The following is a 24924-nucleotide window of genomic DNA, read 5'->3' on the forward strand; positions in this document are numbered from 1 at the left end:
GTTCAGGCGGCGGAAAAGAAGAACCCCCGCCGAAGCGGGGGTCTCCTGTATCGACGTTGGGCGGGAGCTTACAGCGCGCTGCCACCGAACTTGTGGGTGTACTGCAGGTTGATGGTGCGGCCGACGCTGTCGAACCAGGACACGTCGTAGTACGGATACGCGGTGTAGGTGGCGTCCTTCGGCGGCATCTTGTTGAACACGTTGACCACCGACAGCGACAGGCGCGAATGGTCGTCGAAGCGGTACTGCAGCGACGCGTTGTAGCGGTAGGTCGCCTTGATGTACGGGCTGTCGCCGCTGTCCCACTTGAACGACTGGTCGTAGTTGTCCGAGGTCGGCAGCTTGCCCAGCCGCGATCCGTAGACGGTGGCCGACCACGCGTCCTTCTCCCAGGTCACGCTCAGGCTGGTCTTGGTGCGCGGAATATCGAAGCCGCTGTTGACCGCGAACTGGTCCAGGGTCGGATCACCCGGGTAGCGCTGGAAGTCGTGCTTCTTCACCCAGGTATGGGTGCCGTTGAGGATGAAGTCGCCGATGCCGGTCTGCAGGCGGTAGCGCAGGCCGACGTCGATGCCCGAGGTGGACTCGCGGGCGACGTTGATCGGTGCCACGCGCACGCCGTACAGGCGGCCGTCGCTGGTACGGGTGATGCGGTCGAGCGCGTCCACGCAGGTCGGCGAATTGATGTCGGCACTGCCGAGGCGGCAGTTTGCTTCGTTGGCCAGGATCGTGCGCACGTCCATGTCCTGCACCTGCTTGCGCATGTCGATGTCGAACCAGTCCACCGACAGGTCCAGACCGATCGCCGGCGACCAGACCAGGCCGGCACTCCACGAGGTGCTGGTTTCCGGGTCGAGCTGGCGGTTGCCGGTGCGGCTGCGGATCAGGTTGCGCTCGTAGTCGGAACAGTCGCTGGCACCGTCGGCGCGGCAGCTGTACAGGTCTTCGGCGGTGGTCTCGTCGTTGCCCGGGCCGGCGAACACGTAGTGCAGGTCCGGTGCGCGGAACGCGGTGCCATACGAGCCACGCACCAGCAGGGTGTCGATCGGGCGCCATTCCAGGCCGCCACTCCAGGTCGCCTTGCCGATGGTGTGGCCGGAATAGCGGTACTGGTCATAGCGGCCGGCCACGCTCAGGTTGACCGTCTCATGCAGCGGCATGCGCAGCTCGGCGGCGGTGGCCCAGCGGTTGCGCGACCCCTGGCCGTCCGAGTCCTTCCAGCTGTAGTAGTAGTACTGGGTGGCCAGCGGATCGGGGTTCAGCGCATAGGCCTGCTGGCCCACTTCCACGGTCGCGGCGAACCCGGCATCACCGCCCGGCAGGCCGAACAGCGCGGAATTGGTCAGGGTGAACGCGGCCGTCTCGGTGCGCGACTTCGGCGTATAGGTGGTACGCGCGGCGATCGAATCGTACTCGGCGCGGGTCAGCGGCCGGTACAGGCGCGACGGGTCGGCGTTGTAGATCGGGAAGCCGTCGTCGTCCACGCCCAGCTGCGGGCCCAGGAACAGATCATTGGCCTTGGCGGCGATGATCTGCGCCCAGCTGATCCGCGACTGGTACTGCGAGTGGCTCAGTGCCGCTTCGTAGTCCCAGTTGCCGGCCAGCTTGCCCTTGAAGCCGGTGGTCACGCTGAAGGTCTTCTGCGTGCTGCGCACCATCGCATTGTTCAGGCCGCCCATCTCTTCGGGCGAGAACTGGCGCTGCCAGAACTCGATCTCGCCGGTGGCCTGGTTGTTGAAGTAGCCCGATTCATCACCGTTGGCATCCATCCGGCCCCACTTGGTGACGTCGCGCATCAGCGACATCGTGTGGTAGCCCAGCTGCACATCGGCGAACCACTGCTGGCCGTTGTCGAAGTCGTAGCTCAGCGACGCATAGCCATTGGCGCCACGGCGCTTGCTGAGGATGGTGCCGTAGCCGATCGAGCTGTCGCTGCCACAGTAGTAGCCGTAGCGCGGGCGGTAGGCGCGGTAGGTGCTGCCCTGGTTCTGCCCGGCCAGCGCTTCGCAGGTGGCCGCGCCCGGATCCAGGTAGTCGTCGTTGTAATCCGTGCGCAGGTACGCGCGGCGGGCGATGCGTGAGCCCTCGGTCGGGCCGTCCTGGGTCGAATCCTGGATGTCGCGCTCATACGCCCACAGCGGGGTCTGCGACTGCAGTTCAACGCTGTACACGGCGTTGAAGTTGCCGCGGCTGAAGCCACTGGCCAGGCTCATGTCGAACGACTCGCCACCGCCTTCGCTGGTGGTGCCCATGCGCATGTCGACGGTGGTGCCGTCGGCCTTCTTCTTCAGGATGAAGTTGACCACGCCGGCGATCGCGTCCGAACCGTAGATGGCCGAGGCACTGCCGGTCAGCACTTCGATGCGCTCGATCATGCCCAGCGGGATGTTGGAGACGTCGGTGAAGTTGCTGCGGCCCTTGAACGGCATCGGGAAGTCGGCGATGCGGCGGCCATTGACCAGTACCAGCGTGTGGTTCGGGCCGAGGCCGCGCAGGTCCACCTGCTGGGCACCCGGCGAGAAGTCGGCACCGCTGGACGACTGCTGGCTCTGCGTCTCACCGCCGTTCTGGGTCATCGACCGCAGCACGTCGGGCACGGTGGTGAAGCCGCTGGAGCGGATCTGCTCGGCGCTGATCACCGTGATCGGGGCGGGACCTTCCACCTGGGCGCGCGGAATGCGCGAACCGGTGACCTGCACCGCGTCCAGTTGTTGAACCGAAGAGGAAGCCGGTGCCTGGGCCGCCGCGGAAGCAGCCACGCCCATCAACGCCAGCTGGATCGACCACGCCATCGCCTTTCTACGCATGAGGAATTCTCGGAAATGAAGCCGGCCCGCAGAGGAGGGGCCCTGTCCCCCATTCAGATTTCGGGAATGGGCGCGCGCATTTAACGCCTTTTTTATGTCCTTGACTACTGGGTCTCTATCTGGCAAAGAGTGAAAGCGCTTGCAAGTCGATTTTGTTCAGGGAGATCAAGATGCGACGCCTCCATCGGACCCTGCGTGCCCCCATCGCCTGGCTGGTGCTGCTGGTGTTGGCCGTGCCGTTGGCCGCCCCTGCGCAGGACCTGCAGGGCCCGGGCTTTGCCTACTACGAAGCCGGGGATCTCGACGCACCCCGCCCCGGCCCGCGCGCGCCGGCCATGATGTTGATGGGGGGCGGCGAATGGGTGCCGGAGGCCTTCCAGTGGTGGCTGAAGCAGGCCGGTAACGGCCGCGTGCTGATCCTGCGTGCTTCCGGCAGCGACGAACTGCAGGACCGGTTGTATCGCGAAATCGGCGGTACCACCGCGGTGCAGACCCTGGTGTTCGACAGTCGCCGCGGCGCCGACGATCCGGCCGTGCTGCGCGTGGTTGCCGCAGCCGACGCCATCTTCATTGCCGGCGGCGACCAGTCGCGCTACATCCGTTTCTGGAAGGGCACCGCGCTCAACCGCGCGCTCAACGCCCATGTGCGCGCCGGCAAGCCGATTGCCGGCACCAGCGCCGGGCTGGCCATCCTCGGCGGCTACGCCTATGGCGCCATGGATGGCGGCAGCATCACCTCCGCCGGTGCGCTGGCCGACCCGATGGGCAGTGCAGTGACCATGGACAGCGGATTCCTGCAGATGCCCTATCTGCAGCGGGTGGTCACCGATACCCACTTCGACAAGCGCGACCGGCTCGGTCGCCTGATCGTGTTCGTGGCGCGTGCCGCACAGGACAGCGGCGACCCGGACATCGTCGGCATCGGCGTCGATGAAGACACCGCGCTGTGCGTGGAGCCGGATGGCCAGGCGCAGGTCTACAGCGCCGACGGCGAGGGCAAGGTCTGGGTGGTCAGCCCGGGCCGTGATGCCGATCGCCTGGTCAAAGGTGAGCCATTGCGCTTCCACGCGGTGCCGGTGACCGTGGTTGCCAGCGGCAGCCGCATGCGGTTGGACGACTTCCAGGCCGACGCGGACTATCAGGCGGTGGCCGACATCAGCGACGGCGAGATTGAAGTCGTCCGCCAATGATCGTCCTTCCCGGTAGTGCCGGCCGCTGGCCGGAAGCCGGTCTGCCCTGATGCGGCCCCTTGCCGGCCAGCGGCCGGCACTACCATGCAATCCATTCCCTCGTCCTGCTGGAGACGTATCCGATGAAACTCCGCCTGGCGCTGTCCGCGCTGCTGTCCCTGCCATTGCTGGCCCAGGCCGCTCCGGCGACCTCGCCGTTGCTGGTCATCCACGGTGGCGCCGGCGTCGAGCGCAAGGACCTGTCGCCGGCCGAAGAGAAGGCTGCGCGCGATGCGTTGCGCGCAGCGCTGCTGAAGGGCCATGCCGAACTGGCGGCCGGACGCCCGGCGCTTGCCGCGGTCACCGCGGCAATCACCGTGCTGGAGGACGATCCGACCTTCAACGCCGGCAAGGGCGCGGTGTTCACCCATGACGGCCACAACGAGCTGGATGCCGCAGTGATGGACGGGGCCACCCAGGCTGCGGGTGCGGTGGCCGGCGTGCAGCGGGTGCGCAATCCGATCCTGCTGGCACAGACCGTGATGCAGAAGTCCAGGCACGTGATGATGGTTGGGCAGGGCGCCGAAGCATTTGCGGTGGAGCAGGGCATTCCCCTGGTGGATCCGTCGTACTTCCGCACCGAGAAGCGCTGGCAGCAGCTGCAGCGCGCGCTGAAGGAAGAAGCCAGTGGCCAGGCGCATGCCGACCTGGAGACCGCAAAGCACTTCGGTACCGTGGGCGCGGTCGCCCTGGACGCACAGGGGCAGCTCGCCGCCGGCACCTCCACGGGCGGCATGACCAACAAGCGCTATGGTCGGGTGGGCGACTCCCCGATCATCGGCGCCGGAACCTGGGCCGACGCGCGCTGTGCGGTCTCGGGCACTGGCTGGGGCGAGTACTACATCCGCACCGCGGCCGCGCACGAGATCTGCGCGCGCATGCGCTACCAGGGGCAGACCCCGGCGCAGGCAGGCAGGGGCGTGATCAACGAGACGATTCCGAAGATGGGCGGCGACGGCGGTGCGATCGTGCTCGCCGCAGACGGCAAAATGGCCGCGCCGTTCAACACCCAGGGCATGTATCGAGGGTGGATTGGCGCCGACGGTGTCCCCCATGTCGCAATTTTCGCCAGCGAGACCCTGCCGGTCCCCGGTCAATAACCTTGCGTATCAATGGGTTTGCGACAACGTGTGAAAAAGATGGAAAAAAGCGTTGACAGCCCCCCGTCCCATCAGCAGAATAAGCGGCTCACCACCACACACCGCAACGCTTCGGCGGCAACGGAATGGGGTGGTAAGGAGGGATACCCAAGCGGCCAACGGGGGCAGACTGTAAATCTGCTGGCTTACGCCTTCGGTGGTTCGAATCCACCTCCCTCCACCAGTTTCACGTTGTGACATTCCCGGCGCGGGAGTAGTTCAATGGTAGAACCTCAGCCTTCCAAGCTGATGGTGCGGGTTCGATTCCCGTCTCCCGCTCCATTGGATGAACTTTGAATCTTATCGAGTTCATGTCATAATGCAAAACTCGGCTCACGTAGCTCAGTCGGTAGAGCACTTCCTTGGTAAGGAAGAGGTCGAAGGTTCGATTCCTTTCGTGAGCACCATCTTAAGCATCACCTCTCAGACGAATTCGAGATAAGCAGCCATGGCCAAGGGTAAGTTCGAGCGCACCAAGCCGCACGTCAACGTCGGCACCATCGGTCACGTCGATCACGGCAAGACCACGCTGACCGCCGCACTGACCAAGATCGGTGCCGAGCGCTTCGGTGGCGAGTTCAAGGATTACTCCTCGATCGACGCCGCGCCGGAAGAAAAGGCGCGTGGTATCACGATCTCGACCGCGCACGTCGAATACGAATCCCCGGTCCGTCACTACGCCCACGTCGATTGCCCGGGCCATGCTGACTACGTCAAGAACATGATCACCGGTGCCGCCCAGATGGACGGCGCGATCCTGGTGTGCTCGGCCGCTGACGGCCCGATGCCGCAGACCCGCGAGCACATCCTGCTGTCGCGTCAGGTCGGCGTGCCGTACATCGTCGTGTTCCTGAACAAGGCCGACATGGTTGACGACGCCGAGCTGCTCGAGCTGGTCGAGATGGAAGTGCGCGAGCTGCTGAGCAAGTACGACTTCCCGGGCGACGACACCCCGATCATCGCTGGTTCGGCCCGTCTGGCGCTGGAAGGCGACCAGAGCGACATCGGCGTGCCGGCCATCCTGAAGCTGGTCGACGCCCTGGACAGCTGGATTCCGGAGCCGGAGCGCGCGATCGACAAGCCGTTCCTGATGCCGGTGGAAGACGTGTTCTCGATCTCGGGTCGCGGCACCGTGGTGACCGGTCGTATCGAGCGCGGCGTGATCAAGGTTGGCGACGAAATCGAAATCGTCGGCATCCGTCCGGTGCAGAAGACCACCGTGACCGGCGTTGAAATGTTCCGCAAGCTGCTGGACCAGGGTCAGGCAGGCGACAACGCTGGCCTGCTGCTGCGCGGCACCAAGCGTGACGACGTCGAGCGTGGCCAGGTCCTGGCCAAGCCGGGTTCGATCAAGCCGCACACCAAGTTCGAAGGCGAAGTCTACGTCCTGTCGAAGGACGAGGGCGGCCGTCACACCCCGTTCTTCAACGGCTACCGTCCGCAGTTCTACTTCCGCACCACCGACATCACCGGCGCAGCTGCTCTGCCGGAAGGCGTCGAAATGGTGATGCCGGGTGACAACGTCAAGATGGTCGTCACCCTGATCAACCCGGTGGCAATGGACGAAGGCCTGCGCTTCGCCATCCGCGAAGGTGGCCGTACCGTCGGCGCCGGCGTGGTCTCGAAGATCATCGAGTAAGCCTGCAGTACCGGTGGTTGCATAGCGCCGCCGGTTACGCGAATGGCGGGCCGGGAACCTCGGTCCGCCTTCGCCGTCTAAGGGAAGGCAAGTTTTCAACGTACGCCAGTAGCTCAATTGGCAGAGCAGCGGTCTCCAAAACCGCAGGTTGGGGGTTCGAGTCCCTCCTGGCGTGCCATCTGCCCACCTTATCCAGCGGCCTGGGCCGCTAAAGCAGACACAGCCGGATGAATAGCAAGATCGAACACTCCAAGGACAACTCCGCCCACGGTGGAGATATCGTCAAGTATGTCGCCGCATCGCTGCTGGTGCTGGCCGGTCTGTTCGTCTGGTTCTGGTTCTCCGCCGACTCTGGTCGCGCCGCCCAGCTGGGTGCGTGGGCAGGTCAGCTGCGTGCGTTGGCGGTCGTGGTCGGTCTGGTTGGCGGTATCGGCGTGTTCATGCTGACCGGCAAGGGGCGCGACACCCGCGAATTCCTCTCCGAGTCGCGCTTTGAACTGCGCAAGGTGGTCTGGCCGACGCGCCAGGAAGCCATCCGCATGACCTGGGTCGTGATCGTCGTGGTGCTCATCCTCAGCCTGCTGCTGGGTGGCTTCGACTTCCTGATCCAGAAACTGACTCAGTGGTTCCTGAGCCGCTAAGGAGAATTGCATGAAGCGTTGGTACGTCGTTCACGCCTATTCGGGCTTCGAGAAGTCGGTGGCGCAGGCTCTGCGTGATCGCATCGTCCGTGACGGCATGGAAGAGCGCTTCGGCGACGTCCTGGTCCCGACCGAAGAAGTGGTCGAGATGCGCGCTGGCCAGAAGCGCCGTTCCGAGCGCAAGTTCTTCCCGGGCTACGTGCTGGTCCAGATCGAGACCCACGAAGAAGCCGGCATTCCGCGCATCGACAACGAAAGCTGGCACCTGGTCAAGGAAACCCCGCGCGTGATGGGCTTCATCGGCGGCACCGCCGATCGTCCGCTGCCGATCGCCGATTCCGAGGCCGAGGCCATCCTGAATCGCGTTCAGGAAGGTGTCGAGAAGCCGCGTCCGAAGGTGCTGTTCGAGCCGGGCCAGATGGTCCGCGTCACCGACGGCCCGTTCAACGATTTCAATGGCGTCGTCGAAGAAGTCAACTACGAGAAGAGCCGTCTGCGCGTCTCGGTGCTGATCTTCGGTCGTGCCACCCCGGTCGAACTCGAGTTCGGCCAGGTCGAAAAGGCCGTCTGACCGGTCCTGTAGAGTCGAGCCATGCTCGACTCCAGGCTCCGGATGGCGGTGCAGTCGAGCATGGCTCGACTCTACAAGGGGAACCGGGCTCTGCCCGGTTTCGTCCGTTTATGTGCCGCTTCAGGCATGTGAAGAAAAAACCTGTTATAGTGCGCGGCTCCCCGCTGGGAAGCCAGTGGGACGAGGCCGCCGCAAGGTGGCCTTCGGCATGATTTCAAAACGCGATGCCGGGACGCGTGATTCCCGGTCCGATGGGGAGCCTGTTGTCGAAAGGCGCTAGCACCCGGAGAGCATACTCATGGCAAAGAAAGTTGTCGGTTACATCAAGCTGCAGGTGAAGGCCGGTCAGGCCAACCCCTCGCCGCCGGTCGGTCCTGCGCTGGGTCAGCGCGGTCTGAACATCATGGAATTCTGCAAGGCGTTCAACGCTGCCACGCAGAAGCTCGAGCCGGGTCTGCCGGTTCCGGTGATCATCACGGCCTACTCGGACCGTACGTTCACCTTCATCACCAAGAGCACCCCGGCCACCACCCTGCTGAAGAAGGCCGCTGGCATCTCGTCGGGCTCCAAGCGCCCGAACACCGAGAAGGTCGGCAAGGTCACCCGTAAGCAGCTGGAAGAGATCGCCAAGGCGAAGGAGCCGGATCTGACTGCCGCCGATCTGGACGCCGCCGTGCGTACCATCGCTGGCTCTGCCCGTTCCATGGGCCTCGTGGTGGAGGGTTAATAAGATGGCACAGACCAAGCGTGAGAAGGCCATCAAGGCCGCCGTCGTTCCGGGCAAGGCATACGCCTTCGAGGACGCGATCAACATCCTGAAGAGCGCCACCAAGGCCAAGTTCGTCGAGTCGATCGACGTCGCTGTGCGCCTGGGCGTCGATGCGAAGAAGTCCGACCAGCAGGTCCGTGGCTCCACCGTGCTGCCGGCCGGTACCGGCAAGTCGGTCCGCGTCGCCGTGTTCGCTCCGGCCGGTGCCAAGGCTGACGAAGCCCTGGCCGCTGGCGCCGAAGCCGTCGGTATGGACGATCTGGCCGAGAAGATGCAGGCCGGCGATCTGAACTACGACGTCGTCATCGCGACTCCGGACGCCATGCGCGTCGTCGGTAAGCTGGGCACCGTGCTGGGCCCGCGCGGCCTGATGCCGAACCCGAAGGTCGGCACTGTTTCCCCGAACCCGGGTGAAGCCGTGAAGAACGCCAAGTCGGGTCAGGTCCGTTACCGCACCGACAAGGCCGGCATCATCCACTGCACCATCGGCAAGGCCGACTTCGCCGAAGACGCGCTGAAGTCGAACCTGACCGCGCTGCTGCTGGATCTGATCAAGGCCAAGCCGGCCACCTCGAAGGGCACCTACCTGCAGAAGGTTTCGGTCAGCTCGACGATGGGCCCGGGCGTCACCGTCGACCAGTCGTCGCTGACCCTGAAGTAATTGTTTCAAGCGGTCACGGTACCTTCGGTGCCGTGACCGTGACATTTGAAGGCATCGCTGGCAGTGCATCGCCCGCGGTAGCCGTCAAAGACCGCAGGCGCGGTCGTGGCAATACCGGCGACGGGCACGGAAGCTCGATCTGGCAAGGAGTCGCCGCCGGAGCAGTCATGAGCGCTTAATCGATTCCCCGGAATCACCCTGCGTAGATGGTGCCCTTCTGGAGTTTTTCTGGTTCACGCACGTCTGGGTTTCCCAGGTTGGCCCACTCCAGGTCTAGAACGGCCCACCCCCGGAACATCATCCCGATGTTCCCGGCGTCCAGGACGGATGCCGCACAGGACCGCACACGGCAGGAGCCGTAAGCGGAGTTCAATAGGAGGAGTGCAATGGCTCTCAATCTGTCCCAGAAGCAAGAAGTAGTCGCCGAGCTGGCAGACGTCGCCGCCAAGGCCCACTCCTTGATCGCAGCCGAATACGCTGGCACCACGGTCGCCCAGATGACCGCGATGCGCAAGCAGGCTCGTGAAACCGGTGTTTTCTTGAAGGTTGTCAAGAACACCCTGGCTTCGCGCGCCGTTGAAGGCACCGAGTTCGCAGTCGCCCAGGACCAGATGGTTGGTCCGCTGCTGTACGCGTTCTCGCTCGAGGAGCCCGGCGCTGCCGGTCGCCTGATCAAGGAAGCCGCCAAGGGCAACGACAAGCTGAAGGCTAAGGTCGTCGCCATCGGTGGCGAAGTGTTCCCGGCAAGCCACGTCGACGTGCTGGCCTCGCTGCCGACCCGCGACCAGGCCCTGGCCATGCTGGCCCGCGTCCTGACCGAGCCGGTCACGATGTTTGCCCGCGCCATCAAGGCCGTTGGCGAGAAGCAGGGTGGTGGCGACGTCGCCGCCGACGCTGCCGAGCCGGCCGCCGAGACCGCCTGAGTTTCGACTTACCGTGGTTCCTGACGGAACCTCAACCCAGAAAATCATCCAAAGGTATTTATCATGTCCCTTACCAACGAACAGATCGTCGACGCCATCGCCGAGAAGTCCCTGATGGAAGTGATGGAGCTGGTCAAGGCCATCGAAGAGAAGTTCGGCGTCTCCGCCGCTGCTCCGGTTGCCGTGGCTGCTGCCGCTGGCCCGGCCGCTGCTGTTGAAGAGCAGACCGAGTTCACCGTCACCCTGAAGTCGGCCGGCGACAAGAAGGTCGAAGTCATCAAGGCCGTCCGCGCCATCACCGGCCTGGGCCTGAAGGAAGCGAAGGACCTGGCCGAAGCCGGTGGCGTCCTGAAGGAAGGCGCTTCGAAGGACGACGCCGAGAAGATGAAGAAGGACCTGGAAGCTGCTGGCGCGACTGTCGAAGTCAAGTAAGCAGTTACCTTGCATCGTCACCGATTCACGGCGATGCAGCCAAGGCTGGGGGCGTAAGCCCCCGGCCTTTGGTCGTTGTTGCAAGGTTGTAGATCCACGCCACGCGTGGATGTAACGAGCGGCAAAAAGCCCAACACGGGCTGCGGTCAGACCCCGGCAGGCCAGCGCAGAGCGCGGCAGCGGGGGAGTGGATGCAGACGAGTTGGCAGTTGGAAGTAGCGGGAGAAGGCGTGCTGGTGCCGGCAATACCAGCGACTTCCAACTGACAATTTCAAGTTCCCTTCGGATCGTGGGCGCACGATCCGCACAACAAGGTGGAAGACCTCATGACGTCCTATTCGTTCACCGAAAAAAAGCGTATCCGCAAGGATTTCGGCAAGCAGCGCTCGATTCTCGAAGTGCCGTTCCTGCTCGCCATCCAGGTGGATTCCTATCGTGAATTCCTGCAGGAAAACGTCGATCCGGCCAAGCGCACGGACCACGGCCTGCACGCTGCGCTGAAGTCGGTCTTCCCGATCGCCAGCTACAGCGGCAACGCTGCCCTGGAATACGTCGGCTACAAGCTGGGCGAACCGGTCTTCGACGAGCGTGAGTGCCGCCAGCGTGGCATGAGCTACGGCGCCCCGCTGCGCGTGACCGTGCGCCTGGTGATCTACGACCGTGAGTCGTCGACCAAGGCCATCAAGTACGTGAAGGAGCAGGAGGTCTATCTGGGCGAAATCCCGCTGATGACCGAGAACGGCACCTTCATCGTCAACGGCACCGAGCGCGTCATCGTCTCGCAGCTGCACCGCTCGCCGGGCGTGTTCTTCGATCACGACCGTGGCAAGACCCACAGCTCGGGCAAGCTGCTGTACAGCGCCCGCATCATTCCTTACCGCGGTTCCTGGCTGGACTTCGAGTTCGACCCGAAGGATGCGCTGTTCACCCGTATCGACCGTCGCCGCAAGCTGCCGGTGTCGATCCTGCTGCGCGCGCTCGGCTACAGCAACGAAGAGATGCTGGCCGAGTTCTTCGAGATCAACACCTTCCACATCAACCCGGATGAAGGCGTCCAGCTGGAGCTGGTGCCGGAGCGCCTGCGTGGCGAAACCCTGGGCTTCGACCTCGCCGACGGCGACAAGGTCATCGTGGAAGCCGGCAAGCGCATCACCGCGCGCCACATCAAGCAGCTGGAAGCCTCGGGCATCGCCGCCCTGGCCGTGCCGGACGACTACATCGTCGGCCGCATCCTGTCGCACGACGTGGTCGATGCTTCGACCGGCGAACTGCTGGCCCAGGCCAATGACGAGATCACCGACGAGCAGCTGCAGGCCTTCCGCAAGGCCGGTGTGGATGCCGTGGGCACCCTGTGGGTGAACGATCTGGATCGTGGCCCGTACCTGTCCAACACCCTGCGCATCGACCCGACCAAGACCCAGCTGGAAGCCCTGGTCGAGATCTACCGCATGATGCGTCCGGGCGAGCCGCCGACCAAGGACGCCGCGCAGAACCTGTTCCACAACCTGTTCTTCACCTTCGAGCGCTACGACCTGTCCGCGGTCGGCCGCATGAAGTTCAACCGTCGCGTGGGCCGCAAGGAAACCACCGGCGAAGCCGTGCTGTACGACCGCAAGTACTACGGTGAGCGCAACGACGAAGAGTCCAAGCGCCTGGTTGCCGCCCATGGCGACAGCTCCGACATCCTGGACGTGATCAAGGTCCTGACCGAGATCCGCAACGGTCGCGGCGTGGTCGATGACATCGATCACCTGGGCAACCGTCGCGTGCGTTCGGTCGGCGAAATGGCCGAGAACGTGTTCCGCGTGGGCCTGGTCCGCGTCGAGCGCGCGGTCAAGGAGCGCCTGTCGATGGCCGAGTCGGAAGGCCTGACCCCGCAGGAGCTGATCAACGCCAAGCCGGTCGCCGCTGCCATCAAGGAGTTCTTCGGCTCCTCGCAGCTGTCGCAGTTCATGGACCAGAACAACCCGCTGTCGGAAGTGACCCACAAGCGTCGCGTCTCGGCCCTGGGCCCGGGCGGTCTGACCCGTGAGCGCGCCGGCTTCGAAGTGCGCGACGTGCACCCGACCCATTACGGCCGCGTCTGCACCATCGAAACCCCGGAAGGCCCGAACATCGGCCTGATCAATTCGCTGGCCGTGTACGCCCGCACCAACCAGTATGGTTTCCTCGAGACTCCGTACCGCAAGGTCGTGGACGGCAAGGTCTATGACGAAGTCGAGTTCCTGTCGGCGATCGAAGAAAACGAGTACGTCATTGCGCAGGCCAACGCGCTGACCGACGCCAAGGGCACCCTGACCGAGCAGTTCGTTCCGTGCCGCTTCCAGGGCGAATCGCTGCTGAAGCCGCCGGCGGAAGTCCACTTCATGGACGTCTCGCCGATGCAGACCGTGTCGATCGCGGCCGCGCTGGTTCCGTTCCTGGAGCACGATGACGCCAACCGCGCACTGATGGGCGCCAACATGCAGCGTCAGGCCGTGCCGACCCTGCGTGCGCAGAAGCCGCTGGTCGGTACCGGCATCGAGCGCGCCGTGGCGCGTGACTCCGGTGTGACCGTGAACGCCCGTCGTGGTGGCGAGATCGTGCAGATCGACGCGGCCCGCATCGTGGTCAAGGTCAACGAGGAAGAGATCGTTGGCGCCACCGACGCAGGCGTGGACATCTACAACCTGGTCAAGTACACCCGTTCGAACCAGAACACCTGCATCAACCAGCGTCCGCTGGTCCAGGTGGGTGACGTCATCGCCCGCGGCGACGTGCTGGCCGACGGTCCGTCCACCGACATCGGCGAACTGGCCCTGGGCCAGAACATGCTGATCGCGTTCATGCCGTGGAACGGCTACAACTTCGAAGACTCCATCCTGCTCTCCGAGCGTGTGGTGGAAGAGGATCGTTACACCACGATCCACATCGAAGAGCTGACCTGCGTCGCGCGTGACACCAAGCTGGGGCCGGAGGAAATCTCGGCCGACATCCCGAACGTCTCCGAGCAGGCGCTGAACCGCCTGGACGAGAGCGGCGTGGTGTACATCGGTGCGGAAGTCCGCGCCGGCGACATCATGGTCGGCAAGGTCACCCCGAAGGGCGAAAGCCAGCTGACCCCGGAAGAGAAGCTGCTGCGCGCGATCTTCGGCGAGAAGGCTTCGGACGTGAAGGACAGCTCGCTGCGCGTTCCGCCGGGCATGGACGGCACCGTCATCGACGTGCAGGTCTTCACCCGCGACGGCATCGAGAAGGACAAGCGCGCCCGCCAGATCGAAGAGTCTGAAATCAAGCGCGTCAAGAAGGACTTCGACGACCAGTTCCGCATCCTGGAAGCCGCCATCTACATGCGTCTGCGTTCGCAGATCGTGGGCAAGGTGGTCAACGGTGGCGCTGGCCTGAAGAAGGGTGACGTGATCACCGACGCCTTCCTGGACGGCCTGAGGAAGGCTGACTGGTTCGCCCTGCGCATGAAGGACGAGGACGCTTCGGAAGCCATCGAGCGCGCGCAGAAGCAGATCCAGGCGCACGAGAAGGAATTCGAGCGTCGCTTCGCCGACAAGCGCGGCAAGATCACCGCCGGTGACGACCTCGCCCCGGGCGTGCTGAAGATGGTCAAGGTGTTCCTGGCCGTGAAGCGCCGCATCCAGCCGGGCGACAAGATGGCAGGCCGCCACGGCAACAAGGGTGTGGTTTCCAACGTGGTGCCGGTCGAGGACATGCCGTACATGGCCTCGGGCGAAACCGTGGACATCGTGCTGAACCCGCTGGGCGTGCCGTCGCGTATGAACATCGGCCAGATCCTGGAAGTGCACCTGGGCTGGGCGGCCAAGGGCCTGGGCCGCAAGATCCAGGCGATGATGGAAGCCCAGGCGGCGGTTGCCGACCTGCGCAAGTTCCTGGACGACATCTACAACCACGACGACACCAACGTGGCCAACCGTGTCGACCTGTCGCAGTTCAGCGACGAGGAACTGCTGCGCCTGGCCCGTAACCTCACCGACGGCGTGCCGATGGCCACCCCGGTGTTCGACGGCGCCACCGAAGCGGAAATCAAGCGCATGCTGGAACTGGCCGACCTGCCGAGCAGTGGCCAGACCCAGCTGTACGACGGCCGCACCGGTGAAGCGTTCGATCGCCACACCACCGTGGGTTACATGCACTACCTGAAGCTGAACCACCTGGTCGACGACAAGATGCACGCCCGTTCGACCGGTCCGTACTCGCTCGTCACCCAGCAGCCGCTGGGCGGCAAGGCGCAGTTCGGCGGCCAGCGCTTCGGTGAAATGGAAGTCTGGGCGCTGGAAGCCTACGGCGCGGCCTACACCCTGCAGGAAATGCTGACGGTGAAGTCCGATGACGTGCAGGGCCGCAACCAGATGTACAAGAACATCGTCGACGGTGAGCACGAGATGGTCGCGGGCATGCCGGAATCCTTCAACGTGCTCGTGAAGGAAATCCGCTCGCTGGCCATCAACATGGAACTGGAAGACAACTGATCCATGCCGGCGCGGCGGCCTCTGCCGCCGCGCCGCTGGCAGTCAACTGAAAGCCCATCGACACAGCATTCCTCCTTCTGGAGAACACCATGAAAGACCTGCTCAACCTCTTCAACCAGCAGCGCCAGACGCTGGACTTCGACGCGATCAAGATCGCGCTGGCCTCGCCGGACCTGATCCGTTCGTGGTCCTTCGGCGAAGTGAAGAAGCCGGAAACCATCAACTACCGTACCTTCAAGCCGGAACGCGACGGCCTGTTCTGCGCCGCCATCTTCGGCCCGGTGAAGGACTACGAGTGCCTGTGCGGCAAGTACAAGCGCATGAAGCACCGCGGCGTGGTCTGCGAAAAGTGCGGCACCGAAGTGACCCTGGCCAAGGTGCGTCGCGAGCGCATGGGCCATATCGACCTGGCTTCGCCGGTCGCGCACATCTGGTTCCTGAAGTCGCTGCCGTCGCGCATCGGCCTGATGCTGGACATGACCCTGCGCGACATCGAGCGCGTGCTGTACTTCGAAGCCTATGTGGTGACCGAGCCGGGCCTGACCGCCCTGGAGCGCCGCCAGCTGCTGACCGAAGAACAGTACCTGCAGGCCCGCCAGGAGCACGGTGACGACTTCGACGCCGCGATGGGCGCCGAGGCCGTGTACGAACTGCTGCGCACGATCGACCTGCAGTCGGAAATGACCCGCCTTCGCGAGGAAATCGCCGCTACCGGTTCGGAAACCAAGCTCAAGCGCCTCACCAAGCGCATCAAGCTGATCGAAGCCTTCCTGGAGTCGGGCAACCGTCCGGAGTGGATGGTCATGACCGTGCTGCCGGTGCTGCCGCCGGACCTGCGTCCGCTGGTTCCGCTGGATGGCGGCCGCTTCGCGACCTCCGACCTGAACGACCTGTACCGCCGCGTCATCAACCGTAACAACCGCCTGCGCCGCCTGCTCGAACTGAGCGCGCCGGACATCATCGTGCGCAATGAAAAGCGCATGCTGCAGGAATCGGTCGATGCGCTGCTGGACAACGGCCGTCGTGGCCGTGCCATCACCGGCACCAACAAGCGCCCGCTGAAGTCGCTGGCCGACATGATCAAGGGCAAGCAGGGCCGCTTCCGCCAGAACCTGCTGGGCAAGCGCGTCGACTACTCGGGCCGTTCGGTCATCGTGGTCGGTCCGTACCTGCGCCTGCACCAGTGCGGCCTGCCGAAGAAGATGGCGCTTGAGCTGTTCAAGCCGTTCGTCTTCGCCAAGCTGCAGCGTCGTGGCCTGGCCACCACCATCAAGGCCGCCAAGAAGCTGGTCGAGCGCGAAGAAGCCGAAGTCTGGGACATCCTGGAAGAGGTCATCCGCGAGCATCCGGTGATGCTGAACCGTGCGCCGACCCTGCACCGTCTGGGCATCCAGGCGTTCGAGCCGGTGCTGATCGAAGGCAAGGCCATCCAGCTGCACCCGCTGGTCTGCACCGCGTTCAACGCCGACTTCGACGGTGACCAGATGGCCGTCCACGTGCCGCTCTCGCTGGAAGCCCAGCTGGAAGCGCGTGCGCTGATGATGTCGACCAACAACATCCTGTCGCCGGCCAACGGCGAGCCGATCATCGTGCCGTCGCAGGACGTCGTGCTGGGTCTGTACTACATGACCCGCTCGCTGGAAAACAAGAAGGGCGAGGGCATGGCCTTCGCCAACATCGCCGAAGTGAAGCGTGCCTACGACAACCGCGTGGTGGAACTGCACGCGCGCGTCAAGGTCCGCATCACCGAGGTGGTGACCGACGAAGACGGTGTGAAGCAGAACAAGACCTCGATCGTGGACACCACGATCGGTCGCGCCCTGCTGGCTGAAATCCTGCCGGAAGGCCTGCCGTTCGCGCTGGCCAACACCGAGCTGACCAAGAAGAACATCAGCCGCCTGATCAACTCCAGCTACCGCCAGCTGGGTCTGAAGGACACGGTCGTGTTCGCCGACAAGCTGATGTACACCGGCTTCGCCTACGCGACCCGCGCCGGCGTCTCGATCGGCATCGACGACATGCTGATCCCGGACGAGAAGAAGGGCATCCTCACCGAGGCCGAAGCCGAAGTGCTGGAAATCCAGGAGCAGTACCAGTCGGGTCTGGTCACCGCCGGCGAGCGCTACAACAAGGTGGTCGACATCTGGTCGCGCACCAACGAGCGCATCGCCAAGGCGATGATGGACACCATCGGTACCGAGAAGGTCGTCAATGCCAAGGGTGAGACCATCGACCAGAAGTCGATGAACTCGCTGTACATCATGGCCGACTCCGGTGCGCGTGGTTCGCAGGCGCAGATCCGTCAGCTGGCCGGCATGCGCGGCCTGATGGCCCGCCCGGACGGCTCGATCATCGAGACGCCCATCAAGGCGAACTTCCGCGAAGGCCTGAACGTGCAGGAGTACTTCAACTCCACCCACGGTGCCCGTAAGGGTCTGGCCGATACCGCGCTGAAGACCGCGAACTCGGGTTACCTGACCCGTCGTCTGGTCGACGTCGCGCAGGACGTGGTGATCACCGAGGTGGATTGCGGTACCACCGAAGGCCTGATCATGACCCCGATCGTGGAAGGCGGCGACGTGGTCGAGCCGCTGAAGGACCGCGTGCTGGGTCGCGTGGTTGCCGAGGACGTGTTCCTGCCGGGCAACGACGAGGATCCGATCGTCACCCGCAACACCCTGCTGGACGAAGCCTGGGTCGCCAAGCTGGAAGATGCCGGCGTGCAGACCATCAAGGTCCGCTCGACCATCTCCTGCGAATCGGCCTTCGGCGTCTGCTCGCGCTGCTACGGCCGCGATCTGGCCCGTGGCCACCTGGTCAACATCGGTGAAGCGGTCGGCGTCATCGCCGCCCAGTCCATCGGTGAGCCGGGTACCCAGCTGACCATGCGTACGTTCCACATCGGTGGTGCGGCGTCGCGAGCTGCTGCGGTCGACAACATCACCGTCAAGACCACCGGCTCGGTCAAGTTCAGCAACCTCAAGTCGGTCGAGCACGCCAACGGCTCGCTGGTGGCAGTGTCGCGCTCGGGCGAAATCTCGGTGCTCGATGCCCACGGCCGTGAGCGTGAGCGTTACAAGCTGCCGTACGGTGCGACCATCACGTCCAAGGACGGTGATGCGATCAAGGCTGGCCAGACCGTGGCCAACTGGGATCCGCACAACCACCCGATCGTGTCGGAAGTGGCCGGCTTCATCCGCTTCATCGACTTCGTCGACGGCATCACCGTCATCGAGAAGACCGACGAGCTGACCGGCCTTGCTTCGCGCGAAATCACCGATCCGAAGCGTCGTGGTACCCAGGCCAAGGACCTGCGCCCGATCGTGCGCATCGTCGACGCCAAGGGCAACGACCTGTCGATCCCGGGCACCGACCTGCCGGCGCAGTACCTGCTGCCGCCGCGCTCGATCGTCAACCTGCAGGACGGCGCCCCGGTGGGCGTGGGCGACGTGGTCGCCAAGATCCCGCAGGAAGCGTCGAAGACCCGCGACATCACCGGTGGTCTGCCGCGCGTGGCCGATCTGTTCGAAGCGCGCAAGCCGAAGGATCCGGCGGTGCTGGCCGAGCGTTCGGGCATCATCAGCTTCGGCAAGGACACCAAGGGCAAGCAGCGCCTGATCATCAAGGACACCGATGGTTCGGAGCACGAAGAGCTGATCCCGAAGTACCGCCAGGTCATCGTGTTCGAAGGCGAGCATGTCACCAAGGGTGAAACCATCGTGGACGGCGAGCCGAGCCCGCAGGACATCCTGCGCCTGCTGGGTGTCGAACCGCTGGCGGCCTACCTGGTGAAGGAAATCCAGGACGTGTACCGCCTGCAGGGCGTGAAGATCAACGACAAGCACATCGAGGTGATCACCCGCCAGATGCTGCGCAAGGTCGAGATCACCGACCAGGGCAGCAGCAAGTTCCTGAACGGCGAGCAGGTGGAGCGCCAGCGCGTTATCGAGGAGAATGCGCGCCTGTCGACCCGCAACGAGCTGCCGGCGCACTTCGATCCGGTCCTGCTGGGTATCACCAAGGCCTCGCTGGCGACCGAATCGTTCATCTCGGCCGCGTCGTTCCAGGAAACCACCCGCGTGCTGACCGAAGCGGCCGTCCGCGGCACCTCGGACAACCTGCGTGGCCTGAAGGAAAACGTCATCGTGGGTCGCCTGATTCCGGCCGGTACCGGCCTGGCGTACCACAGCAACCGCCGTCGCGGCGCTTCCGGCCTCACCGAGTCGGAAATGCAGACCCTGGCCGGTACTCCGGCTGCGGTCGAGGCACCGGTGGTTGAAGCCGAAGCTGAACAGGCCTCGGGCGAAGAATGAGGTATCCGGTCCGGCCGCAAGGCCGGACCACCCCATCGGTCCATCGATGGGATTGGGAAAGGGCAGGGGAGATCGTCCGCGATCGACCCGGCCAACCTGAACGGGGTACATGGAGGCCCCCCAGTAACGTTCCGGGATCAGGAACGGGCTTGACAGGAGGCGTTTGACTGCTTTCCTGGCAGGTTGCTACAATCGTCTGTCTCAGCAGGCCAGAATTTTGGCCTGCTTTAACATTTCCGCATCTCTGGCCGGATTTCCGGCCACCAATCAGAAGAACCTACTGATGGCGACGATCAACCAGCTGGTCCGCAAGCCGCGGCAAGCGACCACCTACAAGAGTGCCTCGCCGGCGCTCGACAAGTGCCCGCAGCGCCGTGGCGTCTGCACCCGTGTCTACACCACCACTCCGAAGAAGCCGAACTCGGCTCTGCGCAAGGTTGCCAAGGTCCGCCTGACCAACCAGGAAGAAGTGATTTCCTACATCGGTGGTGAAGGCCACAACCTGCAGGAGCACTCCGTGGTCCTGATCCGCGGCGGTCGCGTCAAGGACCTGCCGGGTGTGCGTTACCACACCGTTCGTGGCTCGCTCGACGCCGCCGGCGTTGCCAAGCGTCGCCAGGCCCGTTCCAAGTACGGCGCCAAGCGTCCGAAGGCATAAGGAGAGAGCACTATGTCGCGTAAGGGTAATACTCCGCAGCGTTCCGTCCTGCCCGATCCGAAGCACGGAAGCGAAACCATCGCCCGCTTCATCAACATGGTCATGCAGAGCGGCAAGAAGTCCGTCGCCGAAAAGATCGTGTACGGCGCCATGGACGTGATCACCGAGAAGAACAGCAGCGCCAACGCCATTGAACTGGTGCAGAAGGCTCTGGACAACGTCGCTCCGGCGGTCGAAGTCAAGTCGCGCCGCGTCGGTGGTGCCACCTACCAGGTGCCGGTCGAAGTGCGTTCGTCGCGCAAGATGGCCCTGGCCATGCGCTGGCTGATCGACTCCGCGCGCAAGCGTGGTGAGAACACCATGCCGAAGAAGCTGGCTGCTGAACTGATCGACGCCTCGGAAAACCGTGGCGGCGCCATCAAGAAGCGCGAAGAAACCCACCGCATGGCCGAAGCCAACAAGGCATTCGCCCACTACCGCTGGTGAGTTTGACGGCCTTGTAAAACAGGCAGGGCAGCACCACCTAGGTGCGTGCTGCCTCGCGGTCCCAGAAGGACTGCGCCAATCCGAAGGCCGCCGAAAGGCGGCGTTCGGCCATCCGAAATCCAAGAAATCTGAGAGGCTCCCGTGGCCCGTTCCACTCCCATCGAGCGTTACCGTAACTTCGGCATCATGGCTCACATCGATGCCGGCAAGACCACCACGTCCGAGCGCATCCTGTTCTACACCGGCAAGAGCCACAAGATCGGTGAAGTGCATGACGGCGCCGCCACCATGGACTGGATGGAGCAGGAGCAGGAGCGTGGCATCACGATCCAGTCCGCTGCCACCACCGCGTTCTGGAAGGGCATGGACAAGTCCCTGCCGGAGCACCGCTTCAACATCATCGACACCCCCGGGCACGTCGACTTCACCATCGAAGTGGAGCGCTCGCTGCGCGTGCTCGACGGTGCCGTCTTCGTCCTGTGCGCCGTCGGTGGCGTGCAGCCGCAGTCGGAAACCGTGTGGCGCCAGGCCAACAAGTACCACGTGCCGCGCATCGCGTTCGTCAACAAGATGGACCGCACCGGTGCCAACTTCCAGAAGGTCGTCGGCCAGCTGAAGGCCAAGCTGGGCGCGGTTGCCGTGCCGATGCAGCTGCCGATCGGCGCTGAAGACAACTTCAAGGGCGTCGTCGACCTGCTGAAGATGAAGGCCATCCATTGGGATGAGGCTTCGCAGGGCATGAAGTTCGAATACGGTGACATCCCGGCCGACCTGCAGGGCCCGGCTGAAGAGGCTCGCCAGTTCATGGTCGAGACCGCTGCCGAAGCCAGCGAAGAGCTGATGGAAAAGTACCTGGGCGGCGAAGAGCTGGCCGAGGCTGAAATCATCAACGCGCTGCGTACCCGCACCCTGGCCACCGAGATCGTGCCGATGTACTGCGGCTCGGCCTTCAAGAACAAGGGCGTGCAGGCCATGCTGGACGGCGTGATCCAGCTGCTGCCGTCGCCGGTCGACGTGCCGGACGTGAAGGGCGTGGACGTTGACGACGACACCGTCGAAATGACCCGCAAGTCGGACGACAAGGCTCCGTTCTCGTCGCTGGCCTTCAAGATCATCACCGACCCGTTCGTCGGCGCGCTGACCTTCTTCCGTGTCTACTCGGGCACCCTGAACGGCGGCGACACCGTGCTGAACTCGGTGAAGGGCAAGAAGGAGCGCATCGGCCGCATCCTGCAGATGCACTCGAACAACCGCGAGGAAATCAAGGAAGTTCTGGCCGGTGACATCGCCGCTGCCGTGGGCCTGAAGGACACCACCACCGGTGACACCCTGTGCGCCGTGGACGCCCCGATCATCCTGGAGCGCATGACGTTCCCGGAGCCGGTGATCTCGATGGCCGTCGAGCCGAAGACCAAGTCGGACCAGGAAAAGATGGGTCTGGCCCTGGGCCGTCTGGCGCAGGAAGATCCGTCGTTCCGCGTCAAGACCGACGAAGAATCCGGCCAGACCATCATCTCGGGCATGGGCGAGCTGCACCTGGACATCATCGTCGACCGCCTGAAGCGCGAGTTCAACGTTGAAGCCAACGTCGGCGCGCCGCAGGTGGCCTACCGCGAAACCATCACCCTGGCCGACGTCAAGTCGGACTACAAGCACGCCAAGCAGTCCGGTGGTAAGGGTCAGTACGGTCACGTCGTGATCGAACTGTCGCCGATCACCGCTGCCGACCGTGCCGATCCGAAGCTGGCTCCGGCCATCAAGGACGACTTCCTGTTCATCAACGACATCACCGGCGGCGTGATCCCGAAGGAATTCATCCCGTCGGTTGAAAAGGGCCTGCGCGAAACCATCACCAGCGGTCCGCTGGCTGGCTTCCCGGTCGTGGACGTCAAGGTGAAGCTGGTGTTCGGTTCGTACCACGACGTCGACTCCTCGGAAATGGCGTTCAAGCTGGCTTCGTCGATGGCCTTCAAGCAGGGCTTCGCCAAGGCCAAGCCAGTGCTGCTGGAGCCGATCATGAAGGTCGAGATCGTGACCCCGGAGGATTACCAGGGTGACGTGATGGGCGACGTCAGCCGTCGTCGCGGCGTGCTGCAGGGTTCCGACACCACCGGTGACGGTTCGGCCAGCATCATCAACGCGATGATCCCGCTGGGTGAAATGTTCGGCTACGCCACTGCGCTGCGTTCGCAGACCCAGGGCCGCGCCACCTTCACCATGGAATTCGATCACTACGAGCCGGCTCCGACCAACATCGCCGAAGCCGTCATGAAGAAGGGCTGAGCTTCGCTCAGCCTCTCTTGAAACCACTTACGAACAATCAAGGTATAGAACAATGGCAAAGGGTAAGTTCGAGCGCACCAAGCCGCACGTCAACGTCGGCACCATCGGTCACGTCGACCACGGCAAGACCACGCTGACCGCTGCACTGACCAAGATCGGTGCCGAGCGCTTCGGTGGCGAGTTCAAGGACTACTCCTCGATCGACGCCGCGCCGGAAGAAAAGGCACGCGGTATCACGATCTCGACCGCGCACGTCGAATACGAATCCCCGATCCGTCACTACGCCCACGTCGATTGCCCGGGCCACGCTGACTACGTCAAGAACATGATCACCGGTGCCGCCCAGATGGACGGCGCGATCCTGGTGTGCTCGGCCGCTGACGGCCCGATGCCGCAGACCCGCGAGCACATCCTGCTGTCGCGCCAGGTCGGCGTGCCGTACATCGTCGTGTTCCTGAACAAGGCCGACATGGTTGACGACGCCGAGCTGCTCGAGCTGGTCGAGATGGAAGTGCGCGAGCTGCTGAGCAAGTACGACTTCCCGGGCGACGACACCCCGATCATCGCCGGTTCGGCCCGTCTGGCGCTGGAAGGCGACCAGAGCGACATCGGCGTGCCGGCCATCCTGAAGCTGGTCGATGCCCTGGACAGCTGGATTCCGGAGCCGGAGCGCGCGATCGACAAGCCGTTCCTGATGCCGGTGGAAGACGTGTTCTCGATCTCGGGCCGCGGCACCGTGGTGACCGGTCGTATCGAGCGCGGCGTGATCAAGGTTGGCGACGAAATCGAAATCGTCGGCATCCGTCCGGTGCAGAAGACCACCGTGACCGGCGTTGAAATGTTCCGCAAGCTGCTGGACCAGGGTCAGGCAGGCGACAACGCTGGCCTGCTGCTGCGCGGCACCAAGCGTGACGACGTCGAGCGTGGCCAGGTCCTGGCCAAGCCGGGTTCGATCAAGCCGCACACCAAGTTCGAAGGCGAAGTCTACGTCCTGTCGAAGGACGAGGGCGGCCGCCACACCCCGTTCTTCAACGGCTACCGTCCGCAGTTCTACTTCCGCACCACCGACATCACCGGCGCAGCTGCTCTGCCGGAAGGCGTCGAAATGGTGATGCCGGGTGACAACGTCAAGATGGTCGTCACCCTGATCAACCCGGTGGCAATGGACGAAGGCCTGCGCTTCGCCATCCGCGAAGGCGGCCGTACCGTCGGCGCCGGCGTGGTCTCGAAGATCATCGAGTAATCTGGTAGTATCTGCGCCCCGATGTTGCCTGGGTAGGGCATCGGGGCGTATCAAATGGGAAAGCAGGCACAGGATGTGCCTTGTGTTCCCCGGACCAGGAAGGGTCAATGCCACTCAGGCGGCGTCAACAGGCGACTGTTGACAGCTGCCTTGCGTGCCATTATGCTTCTACGTCTGGGCAGGCCGGGTAACTGGTCTGCCTACGTTTTTGAGGTCTATGGACTGACCTTGGCGGCCTGCAGGAGTGCGGGCCGTCCGTATTCAGGAATTTCATGGGGCAAAGCAACCCAGAGGCTTTGTCTGTCGCTCTTTTAACGAAGGAACCTACCGCCATGGCGGACCAAAAGATCCGGATCCGGCTGAAAGCGTTCGATCATCGTCTGATCGACCGTTCGGCCAGCGAGATCGTTGAAACGGCAAAGCGGACCGGCGCGCAAGTGCGTGGCCCGATCCCGCTGCCGACCAAGATCGAGCGTTACACCGTTCTCGTTTCCCCGCACGTCGACAAGGACGCGCGTGACCAGTACGAGACCCGCACGCACAAGCGCGTGCTCGATATCGTTGACCCGAATGACAAGACCGTGGACGCGCTGATGAAGCTCGAACTGGCTGCCGGCGTCGACGTTCAGATCAAGCTGACCTGAGGACT

17 protein-coding genes and 4 tRNA genes are annotated in these 24924 nt (G+C 63.9%); 20 read left to right on the top strand and 1 reads right to left on the bottom strand.

Annotation, left to right across the window (positions count from 1 at the left end; genetic code table 11):
• Positions 1-68: 68 nt before the first annotated feature.
• Positions 69-2807 (bottom strand): TonB-dependent receptor plug domain-containing protein, encoded by a 2739-nt coding sequence (locus SriyCCGPB3_RS03690; RefSeq protein WP_110711146.1) that lies wholly within the window; start codon positions 2805-2807, stop codon positions 69-71.
• Between the two features lie 170 nt (positions 2808-2977).
• Between SriyCCGPB3_RS03690 and SriyCCGPB3_RS03695 the strand changes: the two genes are divergently transcribed.
• The 20 genes from SriyCCGPB3_RS03695 (at position 2978) to rpsJ (ending at position 24919) form a co-directional block, all read left to right on the top strand.
• The gene (locus SriyCCGPB3_RS03695; RefSeq protein ID WP_153856353.1) at positions 2978-3997 is read left to right on the top strand and encodes a cyanophycinase; all 1020 of its coding nucleotides are present in this window, start codon (positions 2978-2980) and stop codon (positions 3995-3997) included.
• 122 nt (positions 3998-4119) lie between these two features.
• Complete coding sequence (locus tag SriyCCGPB3_RS03700; RefSeq protein WP_164162552.1) at positions 4120-5136, top strand: isoaspartyl peptidase/L-asparaginase family protein; 1017 nt, start codon at positions 4120-4122, stop codon at positions 5134-5136.
• A gap of 137 nt (positions 5137-5273) precedes the next feature.
• A tRNA-Tyr gene (locus tag SriyCCGPB3_RS03705) sits at positions 5274-5359 on the top strand.
• Positions 5360-5383: 24 nt separating this feature from the next.
• Positions 5384-5457, top strand: a tRNA-Gly gene (locus tag SriyCCGPB3_RS03710).
• A 49-nt stretch (positions 5458-5506) separates the two neighbouring features.
• Positions 5507-5582: transfer RNA gene (locus tag SriyCCGPB3_RS03715), tRNA-Thr, on the top strand.
• A 41-nt stretch (positions 5583-5623) separates the two neighbouring features.
• The gene (gene tuf, locus SriyCCGPB3_RS03720; protein ID WP_004154360.1) at positions 5624-6814 is read left to right on the top strand and encodes an elongation factor Tu; all 1191 of its coding nucleotides are present in this window, start codon (positions 5624-5626) and stop codon (positions 6812-6814) included.
• Between the two features lie 102 nt (positions 6815-6916).
• A tRNA-Trp gene (locus SriyCCGPB3_RS03725) sits at positions 6917-6992 on the top strand.
• A 49-nt stretch (positions 6993-7041) separates the two neighbouring features.
• A complete protein-coding gene (gene secE / locus SriyCCGPB3_RS03730) occupies positions 7042-7455 on the top strand; it encodes a preprotein translocase subunit SecE (protein ID WP_004154361.1) in 414 nt (137 codons plus the stop codon).
• A gap of 10 nt (positions 7456-7465) precedes the next feature.
• Positions 7466-8026, top strand: a complete 561-nt coding sequence (nusG, locus tag SriyCCGPB3_RS03735; RefSeq protein ID WP_004154362.1) for a transcription termination/antitermination protein NusG — start codon at positions 7466-7468, stop codon at positions 8024-8026.
• 298 nt (positions 8027-8324) lie between these two features.
• Positions 8325-8753 carry a 50S ribosomal protein L11 gene (rplK, locus tag SriyCCGPB3_RS03740; protein WP_004145248.1) on the top strand — a complete coding sequence of 143 codons (429 nt, stop codon included), beginning with the start codon at positions 8325-8327 and terminating at the stop codon, positions 8751-8753.
• Between the two features lie 4 nt (positions 8754-8757).
• The gene (gene rplA, locus SriyCCGPB3_RS03745; protein ID WP_004154350.1) at positions 8758-9456 is read left to right on the top strand and encodes a 50S ribosomal protein L1; all 699 of its coding nucleotides are present in this window, start codon (positions 8758-8760) and stop codon (positions 9454-9456) included.
• Between the two features lie 386 nt (positions 9457-9842).
• Positions 9843-10379 (top strand): 50S ribosomal protein L10, encoded by a 537-nt coding sequence (gene rplJ, locus SriyCCGPB3_RS03750; RefSeq protein ID WP_005408203.1) that lies wholly within the window; start codon positions 9843-9845, stop codon positions 10377-10379.
• A gap of 63 nt (positions 10380-10442) precedes the next feature.
• On the top strand, positions 10443-10811 hold the full coding sequence (rplL, locus tag SriyCCGPB3_RS03755) for a 50S ribosomal protein L7/L12 (RefSeq protein ID WP_010480374.1): 369 nt from the start codon (positions 10443-10445) through the stop codon (positions 10809-10811).
• Between the two features lie 326 nt (positions 10812-11137).
• Positions 11138-15292: a DNA-directed RNA polymerase subunit beta gene (rpoB, locus tag SriyCCGPB3_RS03760; protein WP_153857070.1), complete on the top strand. Its 4155-nt coding sequence runs from the start codon at positions 11138-11140 to the stop codon at positions 15290-15292.
• An 89-nt stretch (positions 15293-15381) separates the two neighbouring features.
• Entirely contained in the window at positions 15382-19605 is a 4224-nt protein-coding gene (gene rpoC / locus SriyCCGPB3_RS03765) for a DNA-directed RNA polymerase subunit beta' (protein WP_049446767.1), read from the top strand.
• Positions 19606-19888: 283 nt separating this feature from the next.
• A complete protein-coding gene (gene rpsL / locus SriyCCGPB3_RS03770; protein WP_004145320.1) occupies positions 19889-20263 on the top strand; it encodes a 30S ribosomal protein S12 in 375 nt (124 codons plus the stop codon).
• Between the two features lie 12 nt (positions 20264-20275).
• Positions 20276-20749: a 30S ribosomal protein S7 gene (gene rpsG, locus SriyCCGPB3_RS03775; RefSeq protein WP_004145321.1), complete on the top strand. Its 474-nt coding sequence runs from the start codon at positions 20276-20278 to the stop codon at positions 20747-20749.
• Between the two features lie 141 nt (positions 20750-20890).
• Positions 20891-23032, top strand: a complete 2142-nt coding sequence (gene fusA, locus SriyCCGPB3_RS03780; RefSeq protein WP_088024548.1) for an elongation factor G — start codon at positions 20891-20893, stop codon at positions 23030-23032.
• 52 nt (positions 23033-23084) lie between these two features.
• Positions 23085-24275, top strand: coding sequence for an elongation factor Tu (gene tuf, locus SriyCCGPB3_RS03785; protein WP_049463838.1), 1191 nt, complete (start codon positions 23085-23087; stop codon positions 24273-24275).
• A 332-nt stretch (positions 24276-24607) separates the two neighbouring features.
• Positions 24608-24919, top strand: a complete 312-nt coding sequence (gene rpsJ / locus SriyCCGPB3_RS03790) for a 30S ribosomal protein S10 (protein WP_005408208.1) — start codon at positions 24608-24610, stop codon at positions 24917-24919.
• Positions 24920-24924 lie beyond the last annotated feature (5 nt).

This window comes from Stenotrophomonas riyadhensis (assembly GCF_040256885.1).
In the GTDB taxonomy this organism is placed as follows: Bacteria; Pseudomonadota; Gammaproteobacteria; order Xanthomonadales; family Xanthomonadaceae; genus Stenotrophomonas; species Stenotrophomonas riyadhensis.